Below are 22,583 nucleotides of genomic sequence, written 5' to 3' on the forward strand. Positions count from 1 at the left end.
GCTTGATGCAAAAAGACGTTTCTTTTAACAAGAAAACGTCTTTTTTATTTGCTTTCGAAATAAAGATTAATGTCATACTGCTGTTTCATGATCTTAAAAACCGTTTCCCTTGATTTCCACTCTTCAGGCTGGGGCCATAGATCCGTGCTTTTCTGAATAATCTCGCATCTCAGCTTATGATATTCCCCTTCTGCTTTTTCTTCCTTCTTTTTAAAATAGTAAGCGGTGCTGTATGCAAAAGCGGCCGACAAAATCCAAAGAAGATAAACGGAGTCATTCAGCAAGCCGGAAAGGAAGCCGTTTTGCCCGAGCCCTTTTGACGCTGCAAACAAACAAAACGAAACCGCGCATATCGCCGCCAGCGCCTGCCACCTGAATGTCTGTCTGGCATAGTTTTCGTACTTTTTCTTCCTTTTAATTAAGGCGCGGAGCATTTGTTTCGTCGGTTCATCCGTAAAACGGTCCAGCTCTTCAAGCTCGCTTCCCACAGTCCTCACACCTTGTCCTATTTGTTAGTACAATGTATATGTATTCGCGGGCAAAATCATGCCACTGTTAATAAATCGGGATATCCAGGACCTGGCCGGCGTAGACATTGTTGCCTGATAATTGATTGTAATTGCGGATTTTTTCCTCTCCTGACCGGTTCTTATAATATTTCATCGAAATCCGGAAAAGCGTCTCTTTTTCGCCAACCGTATGCTTCAGCACCTTTTTGGGCTGCGGTGCTTGCTGAACTGGCGGTGTTTGAGCTGCGCTTGCCGTATTCTTCTCTTGTTCCGCAGGCTGCTTCGGTGCGGGCTTCTTTGCAGCGACAGGCTGCTCCTCAGCTTTTTTTGCCTCTTTCGACTGCTCTTTTTCTTTTTGCTTTTGCTCGTCTTTTTTTGACGGTTCATCCTCTTTATTTTCCGGTTGTTTGCTCTCTTTCAGCTTTTCTTCTTGAAGGGCGGCGGCTGTATGCTGCGAAGCCGCCTTTTGATCTGCCTCTTGTTCACCGTTTTGATTTTCATTCGTCATTCCTGTTTCACTGGACTTGTTTTCATAAAACACATCATCATACTGATCAGGGTTGGAATCGCCGCCTTGATTCAGCATGTACATGAACACCACGAAGACGATGATCGGAATGAAAACAAACAGGACTGCAAGAGACGTGAATAGTGGATTTCTGTCTTTATTCTTTTTTTTGCTGGGCTTCTTTTTTTTATGATAAGTCTGTCTGGAAGGAATCTCATCATCAGGTGTCTTCAGTTCAACAGCCGCGGCCGCCTCCCGGCTCGTTTCAGCACGGGCCTTCTCCTGCTCCCTCTTCTTCCTCTCTATTCTTGACATCTCCGTCATGTGAACTCCTCCTTACGTGTTGAAAACGAATCTGGCACGCAAATACAACATCGATCAAAAAATGTGCCGTGACAGGAACGAATAAATTCCCTGTCCATTCAAAGCTCAATCCGAGCAAAAAGCTGATGGACACAACCATTACAAACAGCAGCCATTTTTTCAAATAACGAAAATGCAAAATCGCGAAAATAATGCTCGCCGCCCAGAGACCGAAATGCGTCTGGATAACGCCCCTGAACAATATTTCCTCTGCAAATGCAATGAAAAGGGTAAGAATCACGATATGAGGATACGAGCGTTCACGAAAGAGCTTTTCATTTATCCCTTCATCGTCATACATATGCTTCGGAGCCCATTTCATCACCATCAGGTCGGCAATGATCACGAGGGCCGCGAGCGGCGCCCCGTACTTCAGGATGAAAAAGTCCGATGGATTCCAAAGCGATAGAAAAGCGTCTGTATCATCAAATAAAAAGATGCCCATCAATAATGCGGTAAAAAGCATCAGCATTTGGGAAAAATAGAGCTGTTTCAGCATTTCCCTGTCTGACAGGCGCCGTATGATTTCTGACTGTTTTTTCAGCATACACGATCACAGCTGGCGGCAAATATGGTATCCAATTCTTCTTCCCACGCTGTCAATTTGTTCATAGACGGACGGTCTCCTTTGACTTCGTATGCTTCAAGACTTAAACCGCAGGATGTACAGCACGTTGCATCCGTTTTCTGCGTTTTATTTTGTTCATTAAAATAAGCGAGCAAGCTTTCCCTGAAACACCCTTCGCTTTCGGTGATGGCGGCGAATCCCGCCGCTTTTTTCAATTTAAGCTGCCTGCGGCTGTCCATCTCCCTCTGAATGACTGCCCGGCCATCGCCGCCCAGATGATGCACCTTCTGATAAAGATGGAGAAAATGGCGGGCTTGCGTTTCCGATAAACCAGCCAGCTGCAGAACTTCCCGCCGGCTGCGTTCATCTTTCACTCCGGCAAGCTTTTCGTATAAAAAGCCGATATCATTTTGGGAGAGGGCTTCCATTTGAATCAGCTGCTCCTGGATCTCCTCGTCTCCCGGGGCTTTCAGCAAAATGCCGAGGCTCTGCTTTCCATCCCTGCCGGCACGTCCGATTTCCTGCAGATACGCCTCTATCGTCTGCGGAAGGCTGAAGTGGATCACATATCTGATATCTGGCTTGTCCACTCCCATACCGAAGGCGTTTGTACAGCAGACCACATCAAGCTGATTGCGGATGAACTGCTGCTGGATCAGCATCCTGTCGCTTGCCTCCATCCCGCCATGATAAAATCCCGTTCTCAAGTTTGTTTCTTTACGGAGCCTGTCAGCCAGTTCTTCAGCCCATTTTCTCGTCGGGCAATAAACAAGACCCGGACCTTGCAGCTTTTGAACCAGCTCTGTCAGCCGCTCCGTCTTCTCAGCGGTATCCCGCAGCTTTTCAATATGAAGCGCAATGTTCGGACGATCGACTGAATGGATCAAATAATTGGCGCCTTTAAGCCCCAGCATATCCGAAATGTCCTTCAATGTCGCTTCGGTTGCCGTCGCTGTAAGCGCCAGAGTGACGGGATGACCGAGGAGAGCCTTGATGTCTCCAAGCTTCGAATAATCAGGCCTGAAATCATGCCCCCATTGTGAGATGCAGTGAGCTTCATCAACGACAAAAAGACTGACATTGAGCAACTGAAGCTTTTTCAGCATTGGGCCGGACTGGAGTGCTTCTGGTGAAATATACAGATACTTGAGGCGGTGAAGCCGATTTAATACGGCATTTTTTTCTTGGTGTGTCAAAGCGCTGTTCAAGGCGGCAGCTCTCTTCTCTCCGCGCATCTTCAATTGCTGCACCTGGTCTTCCATTAAAGACAAAAGCGGCGAGACGATCAGGACGGTTCCGTCTTTCAACAGCCCTGGAAGCTGATAGCACAGCGATTTCCCGCCTCCTGTCGGAAGCATCGCCACCGTGTCCCGCCCCTCCAGCACGCTTTTGATGATCGTTTCCTGACCTTTTTTAAAAGTATGATAACCAAAATACCGGCGGAGCGCCTGATGAAGTTTATCCATTCCTGATCACCGTTTTCGACAGGGCGAGGCGGATTTTAAAATAACTGTATCGGCCGCCGAGTCCCTCTTTAATTTGTCTGATTTTATTGGTTTGGTTCGCTATCGCATAATCGGCAATGATTTTCTGCTCCTCTTTCGACACGTACTGATCGATGGAAAAAGACGGATCATGAATCGCAATTTCCACAATGTGATCCTCGATCGTCGCCGATTTCAGCTTTCGAATTTTTGCGATCCGGTCTAATGTATACCCTTCTTTTATAAGAAAGAGCGTTTTTCTCGTCGATTGTGTCAGACCATCCTTCAAAGGTATGTCCTGAATGAGCGTTTGAAAAAGCGGACTTTCACCATTTTGGGCGGATTGAATAAAATGATGCAGAACATCCCAAAACAGTGTATATATGTACCACTCATCAAGGTCCATTTTTTCGGAAAGCTGTCTAAATGTATAGCCCGCTTTTGCTCCGGACGTCAGGGAGTGAACAAAAATAGCGGCCTGTTCATCATGATTTAAAACAGACAGCTTCTCTTTCAGCTCTTGGTGAAACTGGGCTGCTGTTTCAGCGGCATTCCGGTTTCTTAAATACTGTTTAACCCAGTTCTGAATCTGATCATCTTTGACGATCGGCAAATACACGCGTTCACGGTAAAGCTTGTTGGAGAGCACTTGAATCAAAAGCGACATCCTTGCCCACATCACTTTGGCTGCTGCCTGATAATAACCGCCGTGAAAATGGCGGGGCCACGGGTAAAGGGCAAAAAAGCCGGCAAGTTCCGCTTCCCCTTTTTCGGTGACGGTGTAGGCGCCGCTTTCCGCTTTTTCTTTGACCAAAGACTCCTGCTTCAATTGTTGAACGCTGACTGTCACCTGCTCTCTCGACAGAGCCGAACAAAAGCCGAAGTATTTTGAAACGGCAAATAAACCGGCGTCCTGTATCGTCTGTGACGACCGTTTTCCTTTTAATAAATGATAGACGGCGCTTGGAGAACGCTCACCCTTCATGGATGACAGAATGTCAAGCACAATGGCGTCAAAAAAATGAACCGGCATATCTTCACCTACAATCTTCCGGCAACATTCGATCATTTCTTCTTTTTATTTTAACAGATTTTGCGGAGAAATCGACGTTTAAACTCATATAAAAGGGGTATGTTAGCAGTAGAACCCTTGTGTGATAAGCATTCTCAATATTTTTGAGTTGAAATGTAAGATTAACACCATTACAATAAGGAATGGGAATAGGTTTCATATCGGATAGATAGAGGGTTAAACCATTTGTTCCAACGAAGAACAATCTGGGAGGTTTTTTATTCATGCCAAAATATACAATTGTAGACAAAGATACGTGCATCGCATGCGGAGCTTGTGGTGCTGCGGCTCCTGATATTTATGATTACGACGATGAGGGAATCGCATTTGTGACCCTTGACGATAATCAGGGTGTCGTCGAAGTCCCTGACGTCTTAGAAGAAGACATGATGGACGCGTTTGAAGGCTGTCCTACAGATTCGATCAAAGTTGCGGATGAGCCGTTCGAAGGCGACCCGCTTAAACACGAATAAAGCCAAAAAAACATCCGGTGCATAAGGTGCCGGATGTTTTTTTATCAGATAAGGCACAGCTTCATCAACAAGCAAAAAGAAGCCGGCTAAAGAGATCCGGCTTCTTCTGCAGCTGAAAATATCCGGGCACATGTGCCTGTTATTTTCATGTCTATTTATTTGGCCATGCGGACGGTTTCCTTCAGCCGCGGCTTCAGCGAAAGGAAAATCGGCGTGGACACGAGAGCCACGGCGATGCCTTTGATGAAATTAAACGGCAGGATTCCAGCCAGAACTGTGGTCTTGAGCGCTTCTCCTGATAGCACTGGAGCATTCAAAAACCAAGTGTAGGCAGGCAGAAACAATAGATAATTTAAAATGCTCATCGAAACGGCCATCACAACCGTCCCTGCGAAAAGAGCTGTGACAAACCCTTTGGCAGAACTTGATTTTTTAAGCAGTACAGCTGCCGGCAGGATAAACAATGTTCCGGCAATGAAGTTAGCCGTCTGATCAATCGGCACACCTGAGGCGCTTCCTGCAATAAAGTAATTTAGCACGTTTTTGATCGCTTCAACGGCAATTCCGGCTCCCGGACCATACAAAATCACAGCGAGCAGTGCCGGGATATCACTGAAATCGATTTTTAAATACGGGAATGCCCCCAAGATCGGAAAGCTCAGCATCATTAAAATAAATGCGATGCTGCTCAGCATGCTGATTGAGACGAGACGTCTCACCTTGTTGTGTTTCATTTTGTCACTCTCTCCTTTTCGATCACATCTCACGAAAAGAGGAATGGTTCTTTCCCCTGCCCTAAACAAAAAACCCGCTTTATTGAAAAAGCGGGGCTGTTTTACAGACAGGTCAAATAAACGTTTGAAAATTTCTTTCAAAACGCACGGAACCTCCATCTTCTCCCATCCAGACTATACTGTCGGCTTCGGAATCGCACCGAATCCTGCCCCTAAAGAGGCTCGCGGGCTTAGAGCGCTTGCTCATCACCGCCGGTAGGGAATTTCACCCTGCCCCGAAGATTGATCTTATTTATTTTTAATACTGATATTATTATAAATTAATTGTGAAAAAATGTACAGATTCAAAGCTTATTGCGCTGTTTTGGGACGTCCGCCAGGATATTTCGGCAAACTCACTTTTTCCACATGCTAAAAACCGCACATTCACAGTTATTTCATTTTTAATTTTCGTCTTTCCGCGCGAAACTCATTGACACCCTTTATGGAATATGGTAAATTATCAGATATTTATGACGCTTATTTAGGAGGAAATCTTACATGTTTCGAGTATTGGTCTCAGATAAAATGTCCAGCGACGGCCTTAAACCATTAATGGAAGCAGATTTTATTGAAATTGTAGAAAAGAATGTTGCGGAAGCGGAAGACGAGCTTCATACGTTTGACGCTCTCTTGGTGCGGAGCGCCACGAAGGTGACCGAAGAACTGTTTAAAAAGATGACTTCGTTGAAAATCGTCGCCAGAGCAGGTGTCGGCGTCGACAATATCGATATTGATGAGGCGACAAAACACGGTGTCATCGTCGTAAACGCGCCAAACGGAAATACAATTTCAACTGCTGAACATACTTTTGCAATGTTTTCAGCGTTAATGAGACATATTCCGCAGGCAAACATCTCCGTTAAATCAAGGGAGTGGAATCGTTCGGCTTACGTCGGTTCAGAGCTTTACGGAAAAACGCTCGGCATCATCGGAATGGGCCGCATTGGAAGCGAAATCGCGAGCCGCGCAAAAGCGTTCGGCATGACCGTTCATGTATTTGACCCGTTCCTGACTCAAGAAAGAGCAAGCAAGCTCGGCGTTAATGCGAACAGCTTTGAAGAAGTTCTGGCATGCGCCGACATCATTACGGTTCATACCCCACTCACAAAAGAAACGAAGGGACTTTTGAACAAAGAAACCATTGCAAAGACGAAAAAAGGCGTTCGTCTCGTTAACTGCGCAAGAGGCGGCATCATCGATGAAGCGGCGCTTTTGGAAGCTCTGGAAAGCGGACATGTCGCAGGCGCTGCCCTGGACGTATTTGAAGTCGAGCCTCCGGTCGATTCAAAACTGATCGATCATCCGCTTGTGGTCACGACTCCTCACTTAGGCGCTTCAACAAAAGAAGCCCAGCTGAATGTTGCTGCACAAGTTTCCGAAGAAGTCCTTCAGTATGCACAAGGAAATCCCGTGATGTCCGCGATCAACCTTCCGGCCATGACAAAGGATTCATTCGAAAAAATCCAGCCTTATCATCAGTTTGCCAATACAATCGGAAACCTTGTGTCCCAGTGCATGAATGAGCCTGTTCAAGATGTGGCCATTCAATATGAAGGCTCTATCGCCAAGCTTGAAACGTCATTTATTACGAAAAGCCTTTTGGCCGGATTCCTGAAGCCGAGGGTCGCGGCTACCGTTAACGAAGTGAATGCCGGCACCGTTGCGAAAGAGCGCGGCATCAGCTTCAGCGAAAAAATTTCTTCCAATGAGTCAGGCTATGAAAACTGCATTTCTGTGACTGTCACCGGAGATGTGACGACATTCTCTTTAAGAGCGACGTACATTCCGCACTTTGGCGGACGTATCGTTGCCTTAAACGGCTTTGATATCGATTTTTATCCGGCTGGACACCTTGTGTATATTCACCATCAGGATAAACCAGGGGCTATCGGCCATGTCGGACGAATTTTAGGAGACCATGATATCAACATCGCCACTATGCAGGTGGGCCGAAAAGAAAAAGGCGGAGAAGCGATCATGATGCTTTCATTTGACCGCCACCTTGAGGACGCCATTTTAGATGAGCTGAAAAACATCCCGGATATCGTGTCTGTTAAAGTCATCGACCTTCCTTAATAAGAAACCCCAGAACCTGAAAGGAATTCCTTTCGGGTTCCGTTTTTTTAGGAATTCTCCCTGATCTCAAGCAGCTGGCGGGGATAAATCTGCTTTCCTTTCAAATCGTTCCATTCGATGAGGTGCTGTACAGTAACGCCCATTTTTTCGGCGATACGATGAAGCGTATCCCCTTTCTGCACTACATATGTGCCGGTCTTCGATTCATCGGCATGAAGGCGGAGTGTTTGACCGGCTTTAAGATTCGAATGTTTCAACCCGTTTATTCTCATGATCTCCTCGATTGATATACCGCTATCCCTGCTGATTTTCCAGAGCGTGTCCCCTTTTTGAACGGTTACTGCACCGCTCATTGTCCCGGCGTTTTGATGAACGTGGACAGAATTTTGCCGGAACGCCTCTTCACGAAACACTGTCAGCGGATTGATTGCATATCTTTTATCTTCAGTCCATGAACCGTAATGCATTTCAAAATGCAGGTGGGTTCCGGTCGATATTCCCGTATTGCCGATGATTCCGATTTGCTCGCCTTTTTTCACCCGTTCTTTTTCCTTTTTCAGGCGTTTGCTTAAGTGGGCATAAACGGTTTCATACCCGTTGTCATGTTTAATAAATATCACTTGGCCGTAGGAGTCGGATTGATACGATTTGCTTACCGTTCCGTCTGCGGCTGCCGCTACAGCCTCCCCTTCGGGAGCAGCGATGTCAAGCCCCTTATGCTTTCCGCCTCTCGTCCCGAATTGATCTGTGATCTCCCCTTTAATCGGTTCAATCCACTCTGAGGCTGCCGCTCCCGGCGCGGTGACGAAAAGCGCAAGTCCCGAAAGCCATGCGATCGCGAACAGGAAGTTTTGATGTCTGAGTTTCTTCAAAGTTTTCCATATCCTCCTATTACATGCATCTTCGGTAAAATTCCCCCCATTCGGAGACAGCTTAGTATACTTCCAAATCAATACATTTTATACATAAAAAAAAGACTCCGTACGTGGAGTCTTTAGCTTTCTATCGTCATCGGATTCGGTGCGTACGGAACCTGTACAGATTTCGACAAGTCATAGGCGCCGACCTTGGTTGTAGATGCATTTTTAAATTTCACTTTTGTGAACCCGAAATCTTTGGCGGTCAATAGAAGGCCTTCCACCATCAAGACGTCTTCAGGTTTATTTTCAATATTCGCGGAGGAAGAAAATTGAATGATCAGTTCTTTTCCATTCTTTTGTATATCTTCAATCTGCGTATCATCGGATAGAATGGGTTTTAAATGAGTGCCGCTTTCTTCATTTTTCATCATCTTTATCGCTTCCTGCACCGTTTCGTAAGGTTCGCTTGAAGGTGCAAGGAACCGGCGTCCATCAGAGCTTTCATATAAATAATAGCCTTTTTGCGTTTGATGCATAATCGCCATATCGGCGAGCATTCCGAATGTTTCAAACTCAACACCTGATTCATCATTGGAAATAAACAGAACAGAATCATACGAACCCCATTTAAAGGTTTCATTGATCACATTTTTCAGCCGTTCGAAATCTTCGACTGAAAGCCCCGGTATTTTCTCATTCACTTGAATCGTCAGTTTTTTACTGTTTTTCTGTTCTTTGAACTTCACCTGATCAAGATAAGATGTATCAAACGATGTAAATTGGTCCACTCCAAGCCGGCTGTACGCGTGAAGCGCGTCTTCAAGGTTCGTCATGCTTATGCTTTTCTCAAGGCTTATCGGGACAACGACAGACTTGGACTCGTCAAGGAAGGCGAAGGTGATATAGTCGTCTCTTTGATTCTGGGGGACGACAAACGTATTTGCCGGTTCAGACTTGGCAGCATCAGCCTCCGTCTGCACCAATTTTCCGTCAGAAGAAATGCCGGCGTCGGCGCTGTTTTGAGATCTGATCTGTTCGATTAATTGGGGAGTGATCAGCATCAGAAGAAAGAGAACCAAAACTGTAGCAGCAAATGCGCCGACCCGTTTTTTCGGTGATTTACGCTTTGGTGCGAAAATCAGCTTTTGATAGATCTGATTTGCCGAACGATTATCCTTAACCGTTGGAAGTTGGCTTAGTAACGCCTTCAGCCGTTCTTCGTTCCATTCTGACTTCTTCATTCTTTGGATCCTCCTTCAAAAGCTCCATCTGTTTACGAAGCACTTTCAGACCGCGGTGCTGAGTGGTTTTTACCTTGCTTTCGGAAAAATTCAAGGCTTTTGCTGTTTCACTGATCGAATACCCTTGGATAAACCGCAATACGATGACGGATCTTTGGTCAAGCGTACACTTGTCAAGGGCCTCGAAAATTTCCTTAAGGTTTTCATTTTGCATCACGATGTCCTCAGGCAGAGGCTTGCGGTCTTTTACATCTTGTTTCTCCCAGTCAAACGTCCCCAAAATCCGCTGGCGGATCGTCTGCTGCTTTCTGAACCAGTCGATCGCAACGTGCCGCGCAATCGAAAGAAGCCAGGTTTTTTCGCTGCTCCTGCCTTCAAATGTTTCATAAGAATGCAGAACGCGGATGTATACTTCCTGAACTAAGTCTTCCGCCTGGTTTTTGTCTTTTACCATATAAAATAAAAACTGAAATAAATCCTGATGATACTGATCATATATTTTCTGAAAGGTTTCTTCCACCTGAAAACCCTCCGTTCAATTTATTGTCGTTTGTCAATCTTAAAAGGTTACATTACAACTATTACAACTATATTACGAACATATGAAAATGGAAAGGGGGTTTAACTAAAGTTAAGCTTAATTTTAACTTAACAAGCATAAAAGCACCCGTTCGAAATGAACAGGTGCCAAGCTTATAGGAGCCCACATGTTCACTAAGCAGGCTTTCGTACTCCTGATCGGAGCGTTCAGGCAAATAAGGCGGATCCGTTGAAATGGACTGATGTCCATCTGTTTATGACTTTAAGTCCAATTGTTGGCGAAGCTTTTTGGAAATCTCCTTTCTCTTTTCGTCAGTCACGAGGTGATACCATAAGCCGTCAACTTTTTTATCTTCACCTTCAATTTCTATCTGTTTAATATCCTTAGCAGCTTCTTTATAAGAATTTTGAATATCGATCATATTGTCCAGTGTTAAGTTTGTTTTGATGTTTTTTTCTAATGCTGACAAAATCTCTTGATAGTTTGTTAATGATTTTAATTGTGCACCTTCATGAATAACTTCGTTGATGATCTCACGCTGACGCTCTTGACGTCCAAAATCACCGCGGGGGTCGTCTTTTCTCATCCGGGCATATGTCAAAGCAGTTTTGCCATCAAGATGCTGCTTCCCTTTAGACAGATGCACGCCTTCAAGAGTGAAATCAATCTGATTATCCACCGTAACGCCGCCAATTGCATCTACAATATCTTTAAACCCCTCCATATTGATTTTGATATAATAATTGATTGGAATGTTCAAAAATTGTTCTACAGTTTCAACGGTCCCTTCAATTCCGCCATAGGTGTAGGCCGAATTCATTTTCGAAAAGGTATTCTTTGATTTGATAAACACCCTTGTATCACGCGGAATACTTGTCATGGTCGTTTTCTTTGTCTCCGGGTTAACAGTCATCACAATCATAGAATCCGGGCGCCCTTTATCACCAGGGCGCTCATCTATCCCTAATAAAAGAATGGATATAGGGCCGTGCTGAGCAGCATCCTTCTGCTCAGCATCCCGATGAAGAGGCTCGTACATTCCATTGATTGATTTTGCGACGGTACGGTAAATCCCGTATGACACCACACTGCCAATCGTTATCACTAGCGCGAGGACAAACAATATCAAATTTTTCATCTTTAGTTTTCTTTTTCTCATTTTCACTATACTATCCCTTCCTTGTTGATGCATCTCATATTTTTAATTCCATCTGAAATGAACCGGTTTGATCGAATCATGCATTGGTTTCATTTCATATCCGTTTTCTTGGAAGTATTTCAACAGTTTTTCCAAATGGGCGGCAGTCGTCGGTTTTTCATGCATTAATACGACAAGCGGCTCAACACCGGCAAGGTTATTGACTTGCTGAATCACATTATTCACAAATTGACCGTTCGTATTTGCAGATTTCCAGTCCTCTGAATCAACAGTCCAATCCCAAAGGTTAAAGTGGTCCCGCTTAATGACTTCTTGAAATGGACCGGTAATATAAGGCTTTGATCCGTAAGGCGATCTGATCAAATGTGTGTCAACGCTGGTCGTTTCTTTGATCGTTTTCAGCGTATCGTTCATTTCTGCTGCAAAGCTTTCAGGAGATTTATAGATTTTCGATACTTGATGCGTCACTCCGTGAGAGCCGACAGAATGGCCGTTTTCAACCATTTTCTTCACAATATCGGGATTTTGTTCAATATTCGGTTTTAACATGAAAAATGTAGCTTTTGCATGATACTTATCGAGCAAACGTAAGATTTTATCTGAAGCTGCAGGATTCGGCCCATCGTCAAATGACAAGTAGACGACCTTTCCGATTTCCGGCGCTGTTTGCTTGTTTTCTTTTTTCTCTGCTTTATGCTTGCCTCCCGACACCGGCGCTGACGCGGCGGAATTTTCTTTTATTGGTTCCTGCTTTGGGCCGGCAAGTGCATTCCAAGACATGCATAACAAAGTGATACCCAGTACAATCAACATACCCAACACTAATTTTCCTAGTGCGCTCAATTTATGATCTTCTTTTGGTGAATTTGACACTTTTTCCAACTCCTTAGGCTATCATTATCAATCACTAGGTTTCTTTTAAACTCGTCACATACAAATGACATTTTTTAAGCTGTATTTTGAAGACAAAGTTCTATAAGAAGGATGCTCTTTAAATATAAGGAGAAGATATCGCAGAAGTTCGACCAACTTGTAAACAAAATGTCACAAAAAGAAGAAAAACATCATTTTTTGAGGAGTAAATATTCGGACTTATTACCCTGCAGAAAATAGTGAGAAGGGAATAAACGGGTGAAAAACATGAGGTCTTTACAAAAGAAAAACCTTATTTCGGTATTTAACTGAAATAAGGTTTATTTGTCTGATCTTAAAGTGGACAATGATCGGTTATTTAAATGTGATGATATATGCTTGTTCTTCTAAAAATCGCGCGGATGCACTCTCTACGGAAGGATACTGGTATTGTGCGTTAACGAGCAGGCTGTTGCCGTCCGGGCTCCAATATATTTCCGAAGGGATGGTGCCGTGGTATACCGGTTCTTCATACAGGATATTTTTCCCTTGAAGCTTGCCTGCATAGATATTGTCTTCATCCTTCAAAGAGTAAGCGATTTTCTTTCGGTCATTTGAGAATGTGAACGCGGCTACTTTTTCGAGCAGAGCAGAAAGCTCGCCGTTTCGGCGATCGTATTCGTACAGGGTTTCCCCGGTACCGAGGAATACAAATTGATCATTGTTTAACCAAACAGGCTCGCCAAGGCTGTTTTGACGCTTGTCCTGAATATCGATGCGATTGCCGTTAACAGTTCCCATCATGATGCTTTCTTTCTGCCCCATCTGTAACACAGTAAGCAGCAAGCCGCGTCCATTATCAGAGATGCGAACTCCCGTAAGCGAATCTTTCTCGGCAAAACCCTTCAATGAATACGTTTTGTGCGTTCCGGAATCTGTATCGAAAACATGAAGGCTAGTCTGACCATCTTGCCCGGCATCTATGACTAGATAACAAACGTATTTGCTGTTATTTGACCATGAAACATCTTGGACATAAACCTCACTGCTTGAGGGAAAACTTACGATTTCCGTTTTTTTCCCGTTTACCAACGAGATCAGATTCATTGATGCCTTATTTGATGACACGGTTACCCCAGCGATACTCTTTCCATCCGGAGACACCTTTAGGTTGGACGTATTGCTTTCAATTCCTTGCAGATTTTCAGCTTTTTCATAAGGGGAGGATAGACGCTGAAGACGGTGTGTTGCACGTTCAGGTGTCTCATCTCCCTTGAAAAAACCAACGATGGAGTCCGATGAAGACCATCCAAGCAACTGATCTGCTTTGGGAAGGCGATATATTGTTTTTACTTGAAAGGGGCGGTTCTTCTGAACATTCTCTTCCTTGCTTGGTATAATAATGGTTTCCGAGCGTTTTCCCACATTATAACTGGACACGATTATCACGAGACACAACAGCACCCCTGCCCATATGATAAATGGTTTGTTCTTCATCATTTCTCAACCTTTGCGTAAGCTAATTCAACATGAATCACTGTATCGTTTTCCTTGTAGAACATCTCAATTGTTCCTCCGTGTTCGTCAACAATTGTTTTCACAATGCTTAATCCCAAACCTACACTTCCCTCTTCCGTGATCTTTTGGTTTACCGAATAAAAGGGCTGAAACATTTTAGAGTGTTGGTTATGTTCAAATGGAGCACTCGGATTCTTGAACGTAAAAAGAACTTTTTCTCCAACGATCCCGGCTTTAATGATGATTTCCGAATGGGATAAGCTGTATTTGATCGCATTGTCCAGCAAATTGATAAAAAGCTGGCGCAGCCTATTCACCTGACCGTGAACGTACAGATCTTCTTCAATGTCACAGGAGATCGTTTTCTTATACCGTCCCGCCCGAAACTTCATCGATTCGCATACATCTTTTAAAATGTCCCCTGCGTCGATTCTGGTAAAATGATCATCCTTGGACGTTTCCCGGGATACTTCAAGAAGCTTGATCACCAAATTGTGCAGGCGGCGGCTTTCTTCAACAATGTGGTTCATTCCTTTATCAAAAAATGCCCGATCCGATTCCCCTTTATCTTTTATGATCTCTGCATATCCTTGGATGGAAGTCAGAGGTGTTTTCAGCTCATGCGTCATATTGTCAAAAAAGCGTTTCTCTTGCTCGTTCAGTTCCTTTAAGCGATCCCGATCCCTTTCAATGGTTGAAATCTGTTCTCTAATCCTGTTGATCATATCATTGAAATTGACGGCAAGCTGGCCAATCTCATCTTTTCTCTGAAAGTGGATATCCACATCCAACTTGCCCTTTTTGACTTGTGATGAAGCCTCTGTCAGCTTCACGAGCGGAATCGTGATATGTCTGGAGAGGATATAGGAGAAAAGAAACGCCGCCACAAATATGGCAAGGGCGATGTAAAAAACAATATCGAGAATCTCTCCGCTTTGCTTATAGAGCAGGTCAAAATCTTTCGAAAAACGCAATATGCCTACTTTTGTTCCGTCAATGACAACTGGATATGAGAAAAACACCTCCGCTTTATTTCGATCATAGGTGATATGATAGGCGGACTTTCCTTTGATAGCCTGTATAAGATCATCATCACTCCCTTCGGAAAACACCTTCTTATCGGAAGAAGACAGCAAAGTGCCATCCACGGTATAAACACCGACATTGCTTCCTGTAGAGTGATTTAAATTATCCACCATTTCATCGGCCATATCGCCGAAATAAAGTTCATTGTTTTTATAATGATTGATTAAAAATGCTTGGTTTACATACACGGTACTGTTTTTTTTCAATTCGACTAAATCCGATGTCACAATGTTTTCATTACTCGACCAAATGACGTTCTTGACCGTGTGATTGAGCACAAGGAAGGAGAGAGAAAAAATCAGAAAAAAGCCAACAATAAACTTGCCCTTGATGGTCCGTAACACGCTCTACTCCTCCTGCTTCTCGAATTTATATCCGATGCCGAACACTGTTTTAATCAAGTCGCTTGCATCAAGCTTTTTGCGGAGTCTTTGAATATGGGTATCGACTGTACGGGTGTCACCGAAAAAATCGTATCCCCAGATGAATTCCAAAAGCTCTGAACGCGTAAAAACTTTTCCCCGATGGTCAACCAAAGTCATCAGCAGATCATATTCTTTAGGAGTTAATTCAACGGCTGCCCCGTCTTTTTTCACCAGTCTTTCACCCGGAACGATCACAATATTTTTAAACCGGATCTCATCCTCTTTTTCCGTTTCCCGTCCGTTCACATGATGGGCTTGCTCCAGACGCCGAAGGATCGTGCGGATTCTCGCGACAACTTCGCGCAGATCAAATGGCTTTGTAATATAGTCATCGGCCCCGAATTCCAACCCAAGTATTTTATCCGTGATATCTGATTTGGCGGTGATCATCAGTATCGGAATATTATAGCTTTCGGTCACTTTTTTGCAAAGATCCAAGCCGCTGCAGTCCGGCAGCATCCAATCGAGCAGCAGAAGATCAGGTTTGAACTGATCTAATTTCCTCATTCCTGAAGAACCGTTATTGACCGTACACGTTTCAAAGCCTTCGGACGTCAGCCCGTATGAAAGCAAATCAGCAATTGCTTCATCATCTTCAATAATCAATATTTTGGTTTTATCCATCAAGTCATCACTCATTCCTTGTTTCATCCTTATTTTATCTAAAGAATCTCTTTTGTTTCTCGCATCCTTCTATAGAGATTATACATAAATCCAAACCAAAATCTTCATTTGACAGTCCGCAATTCGATCGCTGGCGGACTTTAAGGCACAGAAAAATATGAACTGCCTTTTACAGATTATCAGAACGGGAGCGATCATTTCCATATGCGGTTTTCTATGATAAAGTTTCCGGCTGTCCCAAATGCTTCATCCATTTCCTCTTAGACGTTCATCTGTCTTTTGAAATGCTCACTTTTTTAACGGCAACAAAGGCATAAACGTTTCAGGATCAGCAGAAATTTTACAAATTGGATACATTTTGCCCTCAAATAACTAAGCACCTGTTCTGCATGAACAGGTGCTCTTTGTTTCTTATGGAACAAGATTCTTCGTCAAATTTGGCCATCATCCTGCTTATTTCTTGGAATGTAAAACGTGAAGGAAGTACCTTCGTTCAACATGCTGTGGACGGTGATCGATCCGTTGTGTGCATCGACGATGTTTTTGACGATCGCAAGTCCTAGGCCCGTCCCGCCTTTTCCTCGCGTCCTTGCTTTATCCGCCTTGTAAAAGCGCTCAAAAATAAACGGCAGGTCCTCTTCGGGAATGCCGCTGCCCGAGTCTTTCACGGCGATCTTCAGCCCGCTTTGCGCTGACTGCACATCGACATGTACGGTGCCGCCGGCATTTGTATGGCGGATCGCGTTGTCAATCAGGTTTGTTAATACCTGCTCCATTTTGTCCGGATCAAACACAAATTTGGCTTCGTCCAGATCAAGATTGTGAGAAAGCGTAATATCTTTGTCCCCGGCCACTCCGTAAAACTTTCTGAACACCCTCTCAAAAAATTCACGGATTTCCACCGGTTCAACGTTTAAGGAAATATGCCCCGCCTCCATTCTGGCAAGGTCCAGCAAATCATTGACAAGCCTTCCCATTCTTAAAGACTCGTCATAGATGACCTGTGCGATTTCCTTTTTTTCTTCCTCAGAGCTTGCGATGTCGTCAACGATCGCTTCACTGTACCCTTGAAGCATCGAAATCGGTGTTCTCAGCTCATGGCTGACATTGGCGATAAAGTCTTTTCTCAGCTTATCAAGCCGTCTTTCCTCCGTCATATCCCTCAACACGGCGACCGCTCCGCGTACATGGGACTGATTGTACAGCGGACTCATGAGCAGCACCCATGTTCTGCCTTGCAGGGTCATTTCAATCATCTGCTCTTTCTCCGTGCTGACCGTGTTTTGAAAAAGCTCGCGCGCTTCAGGAGGCAGTTCATGGCCTTCTTTTACATTCATGTTCTGCTCATAATACCAAGCCTGTAAAAAGCGTTCAGCCGGAGGGTTTGTCACAAGGATCGTCCCGTCGATATTGATGGTGATCACGCCGTCGGCCATACTGCTTAAGATATTCGACAAATGCTCCTTTTCCTGATTGAGTGCTGTAATATGAAACTTCAGCTGGCGCCCCATTTGGTTAAAGGCAATTGCCAGCTCACCGATTTCATCCTGGGTCAGGATCGGAATCTTCGTATCAAACTTCCCTTTTGCCAAGTCCTGGGCACCCTGCCGCATTTTTCTGAGCGGGTAAGTAATCCGGCTTGAGAGGAAGAAAGCGAAAATCGTCGTTAACACAATCGCAATGGCAGCGGCAAAGAGGATGTACCTCGTCGTATGCTGTGTCGTATCCTTCACGGCGAGAAGCGATTGAGAAAGAAACACCATGCCTTCATCTTCGCCTTTCCCGTACGGTACGCCGACAATCAGCTGATCGTTCTTTTGATTGGAGATAACCGTCCTTTTCTGCACTTTTTGATGTTTGCGAAGGGCTTCGTTCAGATCGGGATCGGCTTTAATATCTTTTAATGTGATGGAAGCCACTTTTTGATGTTCCCGCGGCGAATACCAATATTCATTCTCATTTTTGATGACTGCGATGCTCGTCAGTTCATCGGCAAGCTCCCATGTGATCGACCTTGCTGTCTCCTGGTCTTTATGGTTTTCCATGATGACGGCCACCTTGCTGGCAAGCTTTGTCAAATCAGCTTCCGCTTCATCAACATGGTAGTTTTCAATAAACTCAAGCAGAAAGACCGTAAGGATAAATAAGACAAATGAAACCAAAAGCAGTATGGTAAACCACAGTTTACCGACTACGCTCTTCCAAAACTTCATTCGGTTCCGACCTCAAATTTATACCCGACACCCCATACTGTTACGATTTTTTTCGCAGCTTTCGGAGAGACTTTGTTCAGTTTTTCACGTAAACGTTTAACATGGGTATCGACCGTTCTCAAATCGCCGAAAAACTCGTATTGCCATACTTCCTTCAGCAGCTTTTCACGATCGTATACTTTATCAGGGGTTTTAGCCAGGAAGTAAAGCAGTTCGTATTCTTTCGGCGTCAGGCTGACTTCGGTTCCGTCCGCCATGACTCTGTGAGCATCGTGATCAATGGATAAGTGAGAAAAAACAAGCACATTTTTTGCCGTTGTATCTGTATTCAGGTAAGAGGTTTGCGATGATCTTCTCAAGAGCGCTTTGACTCTCAGCACCACTTCCCTCGGACTGAAAGGTTTTACAATGTAATCATCGGTTCCGACTTCAAAGCCCTGCACCCGGTTCGCTTCTTCGCCTTTCGCCGTCAGCATGATGATCGGAGTGGCTTTTTTATCGCGTACTTGGCGGCATACTTCAATGCCGTCGGTTCCGGGCATCATCAAATCGAGCAGGATTAAATCGTAATCGTTGCCGAGGGCTTTATCGATGGCTTCATCGCCATTCTCGGCTTCTTCGATCTTATAGTTTTCCCTTTCCAGGTACATTTTTAAAAGTCGTCTGATTCTTGCCTCATCATCTACTACCAATATTTTTGTCTCTTTCGTCTGTTCCATCGTAAACCTCCTGATTTGAATCTTCTTACATTCATTTTATTAGAAAAGCGATCGTAAGCCAAGCTAAGAATGGCCATTCCGCAATTTAAAACGAAAAGCTGTGGAAGGCCCGTGAAAAGCCCGGACCTTCCTGCTCCGCACGGATCATGCATAAGAGTGAAGTCCGGCGATGACAAGGTTTACAAAAATAAGATTAAACATAATAATGGCAAAACCAATGACGGCGAGCCACGCCGATTTTTCGCCGTGCCAGCCTCTTGAAAGCCTGAGATGCAGATAAGCTGCATAAAACAAAAATGTAATCAGCGCCCAGACTTCTTTCGGGTCCCAGCCCCAGAATCTGCTCCATGCCAGCTGTGCCCATATCATCGCGAAAATTAGCGCGCCAAGCGTAAAAACCGGAAAGCCGATCGAAACGGAGCGATAGCCGATTTCATCGACAAGGTCAAGGTTCACATTTTTCACGAGCGGCTGAAGAAGCTGACTGATGCGTTTTCTGATGATCAGCCTGATGACACCGTAAAGCAAGGCGCCGGTTCCAAACGACCAGAGAACGGTATTCAGCTTCCGGCCTGAAAAAATAGGCGGCACATTGACAAGCGGCTCCATCCTCTCCTCCGTTAAAAGTTCGCCCTTGTTCGGGCCGATAAGAGCGGGAAGCTCATAAATCATGACGTCTTCCTGATTGTCTTTATCAATCCACTTAAACTGCGCCTCATAACCCCCGATGCGGAATGAGGTCGTCACAAGGATAAACGCGAGCGTTGTCACAAGCATAAACATGACAAATTCGAGCCAGAACGTTTTTTTGCCCGGCTTTGACTGATCCACATGCTTGAGCAGAAAGATCACGCCGGCGACAAAGCTGATGGCGAGAATCGCCTGCCCGAGAGCTGCAGTCGTGACATGAATATAAAGCCAGTTGCTTTGAAGCGACGGTATCAGCGGTGTGATATCGGTCGGAAACATGCTGGCATATGCGATTAAAAGCAGAACAACGGGCAGTGTAAACAGTCCCAGAGCAGACAGCTTGTAAATAAAGTAGATGATGATGAACGCAAGGACGAGCATCATGCTGAAAGCAGTTGTAAATTCAAAGAGATTGCTGACCGGTGCGTGTCCGGAAACGCTCCATCTCGCAATAAAATATCCAAACTGGCATACAAATCCGATGATCGTGATCAACACTGCGATCGATGCCCAGCGGTTCTTCTTCTTCCGTTCTGAAGCCTTGCTCCTGATGGAGCCGCCAAAAAAGAAGACCGCTGAGAGATACAAGAGAAATGCCGCGTACAGTAAATTGCCGCTTAACTCTGCCATAAAAACCCCTCCCTATGCTGGCCGTTTATTTTTTTCCTTTGACAGTTCTTTTTGATCGGCCGGTTCGGATATCCCCGTATCCTCAAGTACGGCCTTCAAGTCCTGCTTCAGCCCGTACCAGTTTTTGTTCGTATGTCCGGCGACGAGCACTTGCCCGTCCAGCGTTCTGAGCCAGATCCTTCTGTGGTGCCAGTACATCCCCTGGATGACGCCGATCATAAAGATGGCGCCGCCGACCATGAGCACCCACAAAGTCAAATCTTTTCTGATTGTGAGGCCTGAGAGATTCTTCGTTTCGACATGGTCAAACTTCATTTTGTATTTATTGTCGTCAGAACCTTCGATTGTTTCCTGAATCGCCACGAAACTCTTTTCTCCTTTAGGCTTATCCGGTGCGGTGATCTGGAATACAAAAGCCGGATTGTTCGGATTCCTCGTTTTCGTGCTCGGCTCCCCGTCTTTGTTAAAATAAAAGTCCGGCAGGTAGCTTGCAATATGAACTTTGTAACCGTTACCAAGATCATATTCCGGTTTCGGCTCCAAGAGGTCGATTGCCACTTTGCCGAAAGATTTCCCGCTGTCTTTTTCAATCAGCTGAAACACCATTTTGTCGAGCTCGCCTTCCTTGTACGTCAGCTGATAGAGTGCATATGAACCGAATTTCAGGGGATCATTGACCCTGATCTGGCCGTTTTTCACTTTCTTCAATTCAGGCGCTTCACCTGGCAGGCTGTCATTTTTTCTTTCATACAGTTCAACATCGGTTTGGTATGTTTTTGCAACAGTCCCGTCACCGGCTTTGGTGATCGCCTCTGAAAATACTTCTTTTTCTTTTTCACTGTCGTACATTTCTTTTGTAAACCGGTTGTTTTTCAAGTAGTAATGGCCGTCAGTTCCCGGGATGGGCACAGTCTCCCCTTCCCTGATCCAAAGGGTTTCGTCGACATACATGCCCGGAACAAATCTGAGCATGACCCCGATGAGAAATATAATCAGCCCGATATGGTTAACATAAGGCCCCCACCTTGAAAAACGGCCTTTTTCTGCAAACAGGTTGCCGTTTTCTTCCTTGACGCGGTACCGTTTTTTCTTCAGTTTACCGACGATTTGCGCTCTTGTGTCATCGGACAAATCCGCTTCCGTCCGGCTGAAAAGGCGCTGCCTCTCCATAAAGTTTGGATTTCGCGTGACGCCCTGATTTTTCAGCGCCCTGTACAAAGGAACGACCCGGTCAAGGCTGCAGATGACAAGCGATATGCCGATTGAGGCAACCAGAATGATAAACCACCATGAACCGTAAAGGTTGTGAAAACCAAGAGCGTAATAGATTTGTCCGAGAAGCCCGTATTGTTCGCTATAGTATGTATCAGCCTGCGCACCCGGCGGCAGGAACATTTCCTGCGGGAAAATCGTTCCAAAAGCAGATGCTGTCAGCGTAATGACGATCAGCCAGACGCCGACCTTTACAGACGAAAAGAAATTCCATATTTTATCTACGATTGTTTTGTTATAGGTTTGAGAGCGTCTCGCACTTCCGTCATACCGCATGTCAAGGAGTTTGGCATCCTGTTTGACAAGCGGCTTTCCGCACGATTCACACAAAACGGTACCCGCCGGATTCACATGGCCGCATTCGCATTTGATTTCTTTCATGATGACGATCCCTCTGGTTTGATCATATTCATATAATCATGGATCATCCGTTCTGTCATCGTGCCCGACACGACCTTGACAATCTCTCCGTCAGGGTTGATGAGAAACGTGGTCGGCAGCGGTGTGACATCGTAGGCGTTCAGGACCTGCCTGTCTTTATCAAGCACAACCGGAAAATTGACACCGTGGTCTTTCATAAAGTTTCGGACGGCAAGGTTTGATTCGCCGACATTGACGGCGACGATTTCGACCCCTTTATCCTTAAACACCTTGTATTGATTCGCCATATAAGGAAATTCTCTTTTGCATGGTTCACACCATGTTCCCCAAAAGTTTAAAAATACCCCTTTGCCTTTTAGTTCGTCCAGCTTGAGACGGTTGCCGTCAACATCCTCCAGCGAAAAATTGGGAGCTTTTTCCCCCACCGCCACACTCTCCGTATTTTGAAACACGGCGCTGTACAGCGTGTAGCCAAGCGCTGCTAGCAGCACAAGGAGGATGCCTGTCCGAATGTAAAAACGCTTTTTTTTCATAATCCGCCCC

21 protein-coding genes and 1 riboswitch are annotated in these 22,583 nt (G+C 44.9%); of the genes, 2 read left to right on the forward strand and 19 right to left on the reverse strand.

The features are described 5' to 3' along the window. Positions 1 to 44: 44 nt before the first annotated feature. From BTA31_RS14410 to BTA31_RS14430, 5 genes are all read right to left on the reverse strand, one after another. The gene (locus BTA31_RS14410) at positions 45 to 434 is read right to left on the reverse strand and encodes a YpbF family protein (protein WP_278192793.1); all 390 of its coding nucleotides are present in this window, start codon (positions 432 to 434) and stop codon (positions 45 to 47) included. Positions 435 to 555: 121 nt separating this feature from the next. Beyond that, positions 556 to 1,341 carry a LysM peptidoglycan-binding domain-containing protein gene (locus tag BTA31_RS14415; protein ID WP_076792669.1) on the reverse strand — a complete coding sequence of 262 codons (786 nt, stop codon included), beginning with the start codon at positions 1,339 to 1,341 and terminating at the stop codon, positions 556 to 558. Continuing rightward, positions 1,283 to 1,927: a CPBP family intramembrane glutamic endopeptidase gene (locus BTA31_RS14420; protein WP_043926782.1), complete on the reverse strand. Its 645-nt coding sequence runs from the start codon at positions 1,925 to 1,927 to the stop codon at positions 1,283 to 1,285. The genes BTA31_RS14415 and BTA31_RS14420 overlap by 59 nt, the downstream gene beginning before the upstream one ends. Continuing rightward, positions 1,921 to 3,414 carry a RecQ family ATP-dependent DNA helicase gene (locus BTA31_RS14425; RefSeq protein ID WP_076792672.1) on the reverse strand — a complete coding sequence of 498 codons (1,494 nt, stop codon included), beginning with the start codon at positions 3,412 to 3,414 and terminating at the stop codon, positions 1,921 to 1,923. The genes BTA31_RS14420 and BTA31_RS14425 overlap by 7 nt, the downstream gene beginning before the upstream one ends. Further along, complete coding sequence (locus tag BTA31_RS14430) at positions 3,407 to 4,465, reverse strand: YpbB family protein (RefSeq protein WP_076792675.1); 1,059 nt, start codon at positions 4,463 to 4,465, stop codon at positions 3,407 to 3,409. The genes BTA31_RS14425 and BTA31_RS14430 overlap by 8 nt, the downstream gene beginning before the upstream one ends. Positions 4,466 to 4,728: 263 nt before the next feature. On the opposite strand from BTA31_RS14430, the gene BTA31_RS14435 reads away from it, so the two are divergent. After that, on the forward strand, positions 4,729 to 4,977 hold the full coding sequence (locus BTA31_RS14435) for a ferredoxin (RefSeq protein WP_003183064.1): 249 nt from the start codon (positions 4,729 to 4,731) through the stop codon (positions 4,975 to 4,977). Positions 4,978 to 5,132: 155 nt separating this feature from the next. Here BTA31_RS14435 and BTA31_RS14440 read toward each other — a convergent pair whose 3' ends face one another. Continuing rightward, entirely contained in the window at positions 5,133 to 5,711 is a 579-nt protein-coding gene (locus BTA31_RS14440; RefSeq protein WP_076792851.1) for an ECF transporter S component, read from the reverse strand. A gap of 153 nt (positions 5,712 to 5,864) precedes the next feature. Next, positions 5,865 to 5,998, reverse strand: a riboswitch (FMN riboswitch). A 253-nt stretch (positions 5,999 to 6,251) separates the two neighbouring features. Between BTA31_RS14440 and serA the strand changes: the two genes are divergently transcribed. Next, a complete protein-coding gene (gene serA, locus BTA31_RS14445) occupies positions 6,252 to 7,829 on the forward strand; it encodes a phosphoglycerate dehydrogenase (RefSeq protein ID WP_043926785.1) in 1,578 nt (525 codons plus the stop codon). Between the two features lie 47 nt (positions 7,830 to 7,876). On the opposite strand, the gene BTA31_RS14450 is transcribed toward serA, so the two are convergent. The 13 genes from BTA31_RS14450 to resA all read right to left on the reverse strand — a co-directional run bounded on the left by BTA31_RS14450 (position 7,877) and on the right by resA (position 22,573). After that, entirely contained in the window at positions 7,877 to 8,701 is an 825-nt protein-coding gene (locus BTA31_RS14450; RefSeq protein ID WP_076792677.1) for a M23 family metallopeptidase, read from the reverse strand. Between the two features lie 122 nt (positions 8,702 to 8,823). Next, positions 8,824 to 9,930, reverse strand: coding sequence for a GerMN domain-containing protein (locus tag BTA31_RS14455; protein ID WP_076792680.1), 1,107 nt, complete (start codon positions 9,928 to 9,930; stop codon positions 8,824 to 8,826). Beyond that, a complete protein-coding gene (gene sigX / locus BTA31_RS14460; protein WP_003183073.1) occupies positions 9,866 to 10,450 on the reverse strand; it encodes an RNA polymerase sigma factor SigX in 585 nt (194 codons plus the stop codon). Before sigX ends, BTA31_RS14455 begins: the two co-directional genes overlap by 65 nt. 274 nt (positions 10,451 to 10,724) lie before the next feature. Next, positions 10,725 to 11,639, reverse strand: coding sequence for an LCP family glycopolymer transferase (locus BTA31_RS14465; RefSeq protein ID WP_076792853.1), 915 nt, complete (start codon positions 11,637 to 11,639; stop codon positions 10,725 to 10,727). A gap of 33 nt (positions 11,640 to 11,672) precedes the next feature. Continuing rightward, complete coding sequence (locus BTA31_RS14470; protein WP_076792682.1) at positions 11,673 to 12,503, reverse strand: polysaccharide deacetylase family protein; 831 nt, start codon at positions 12,501 to 12,503, stop codon at positions 11,673 to 11,675. Between the two features lie 354 nt (positions 12,504 to 12,857). Beyond that, a complete protein-coding gene (locus BTA31_RS14475) occupies positions 12,858 to 13,982 on the reverse strand; it encodes a WD40 repeat domain-containing protein (RefSeq protein WP_076792685.1) in 1,125 nt (374 codons plus the stop codon). Further along, positions 13,979 to 15,430, reverse strand: coding sequence for a sensor histidine kinase (locus BTA31_RS14480; RefSeq protein WP_076792687.1), 1,452 nt, complete (start codon positions 15,428 to 15,430; stop codon positions 13,979 to 13,981). The genes BTA31_RS14475 and BTA31_RS14480 overlap by 4 nt, the downstream gene beginning before the upstream one ends. 3 nt (positions 15,431 to 15,433) lie before the next feature. Continuing rightward, complete coding sequence (locus tag BTA31_RS14485) at positions 15,434 to 16,135, reverse strand: response regulator transcription factor (protein WP_076792856.1); 702 nt, start codon at positions 16,133 to 16,135, stop codon at positions 15,434 to 15,436. A 431-nt stretch (positions 16,136 to 16,566) separates the two neighbouring features. Further along, on the reverse strand, positions 16,567 to 18,348 hold the full coding sequence (locus BTA31_RS14490) for an ATP-binding protein (RefSeq protein WP_076792690.1): 1,782 nt from the start codon (positions 18,346 to 18,348) through the stop codon (positions 16,567 to 16,569). Further along, on the reverse strand, positions 18,345 to 19,067 hold the full coding sequence (locus tag BTA31_RS14495) for a response regulator transcription factor (protein ID WP_043928422.1): 723 nt from the start codon (positions 19,065 to 19,067) through the stop codon (positions 18,345 to 18,347). The genes BTA31_RS14490 and BTA31_RS14495 overlap by 4 nt, the downstream gene beginning before the upstream one ends. A 144-nt stretch (positions 19,068 to 19,211) precedes the next feature. After that, positions 19,212 to 20,387, reverse strand: coding sequence for a c-type cytochrome biogenesis protein CcsB (ccsB, locus tag BTA31_RS14500; protein ID WP_043928421.1), 1,176 nt, complete (start codon positions 20,385 to 20,387; stop codon positions 19,212 to 19,214). Between the two features lie 12 nt (positions 20,388 to 20,399). Further along, the gene (gene resB, locus BTA31_RS14505; protein ID WP_076792692.1) at positions 20,400 to 22,040 is read right to left on the reverse strand and encodes a cytochrome c biogenesis protein ResB; all 1,641 of its coding nucleotides are present in this window, start codon (positions 22,038 to 22,040) and stop codon (positions 20,400 to 20,402) included. After that, a complete protein-coding gene (resA, locus tag BTA31_RS14510) occupies positions 22,037 to 22,573 on the reverse strand; it encodes a thiol-disulfide oxidoreductase ResA (RefSeq protein ID WP_043928418.1) in 537 nt (178 codons plus the stop codon). The genes resB and resA overlap by 4 nt, the downstream gene beginning before the upstream one ends. Between the last annotated feature and the right edge of the window lie 10 nt (positions 22,574 to 22,583).

Source organism: Bacillus haynesii (assembly GCF_001969855.1).
GTDB lineage: Bacteria > Bacillota > Bacilli > Bacillales > Bacillaceae > Bacillus > Bacillus haynesii.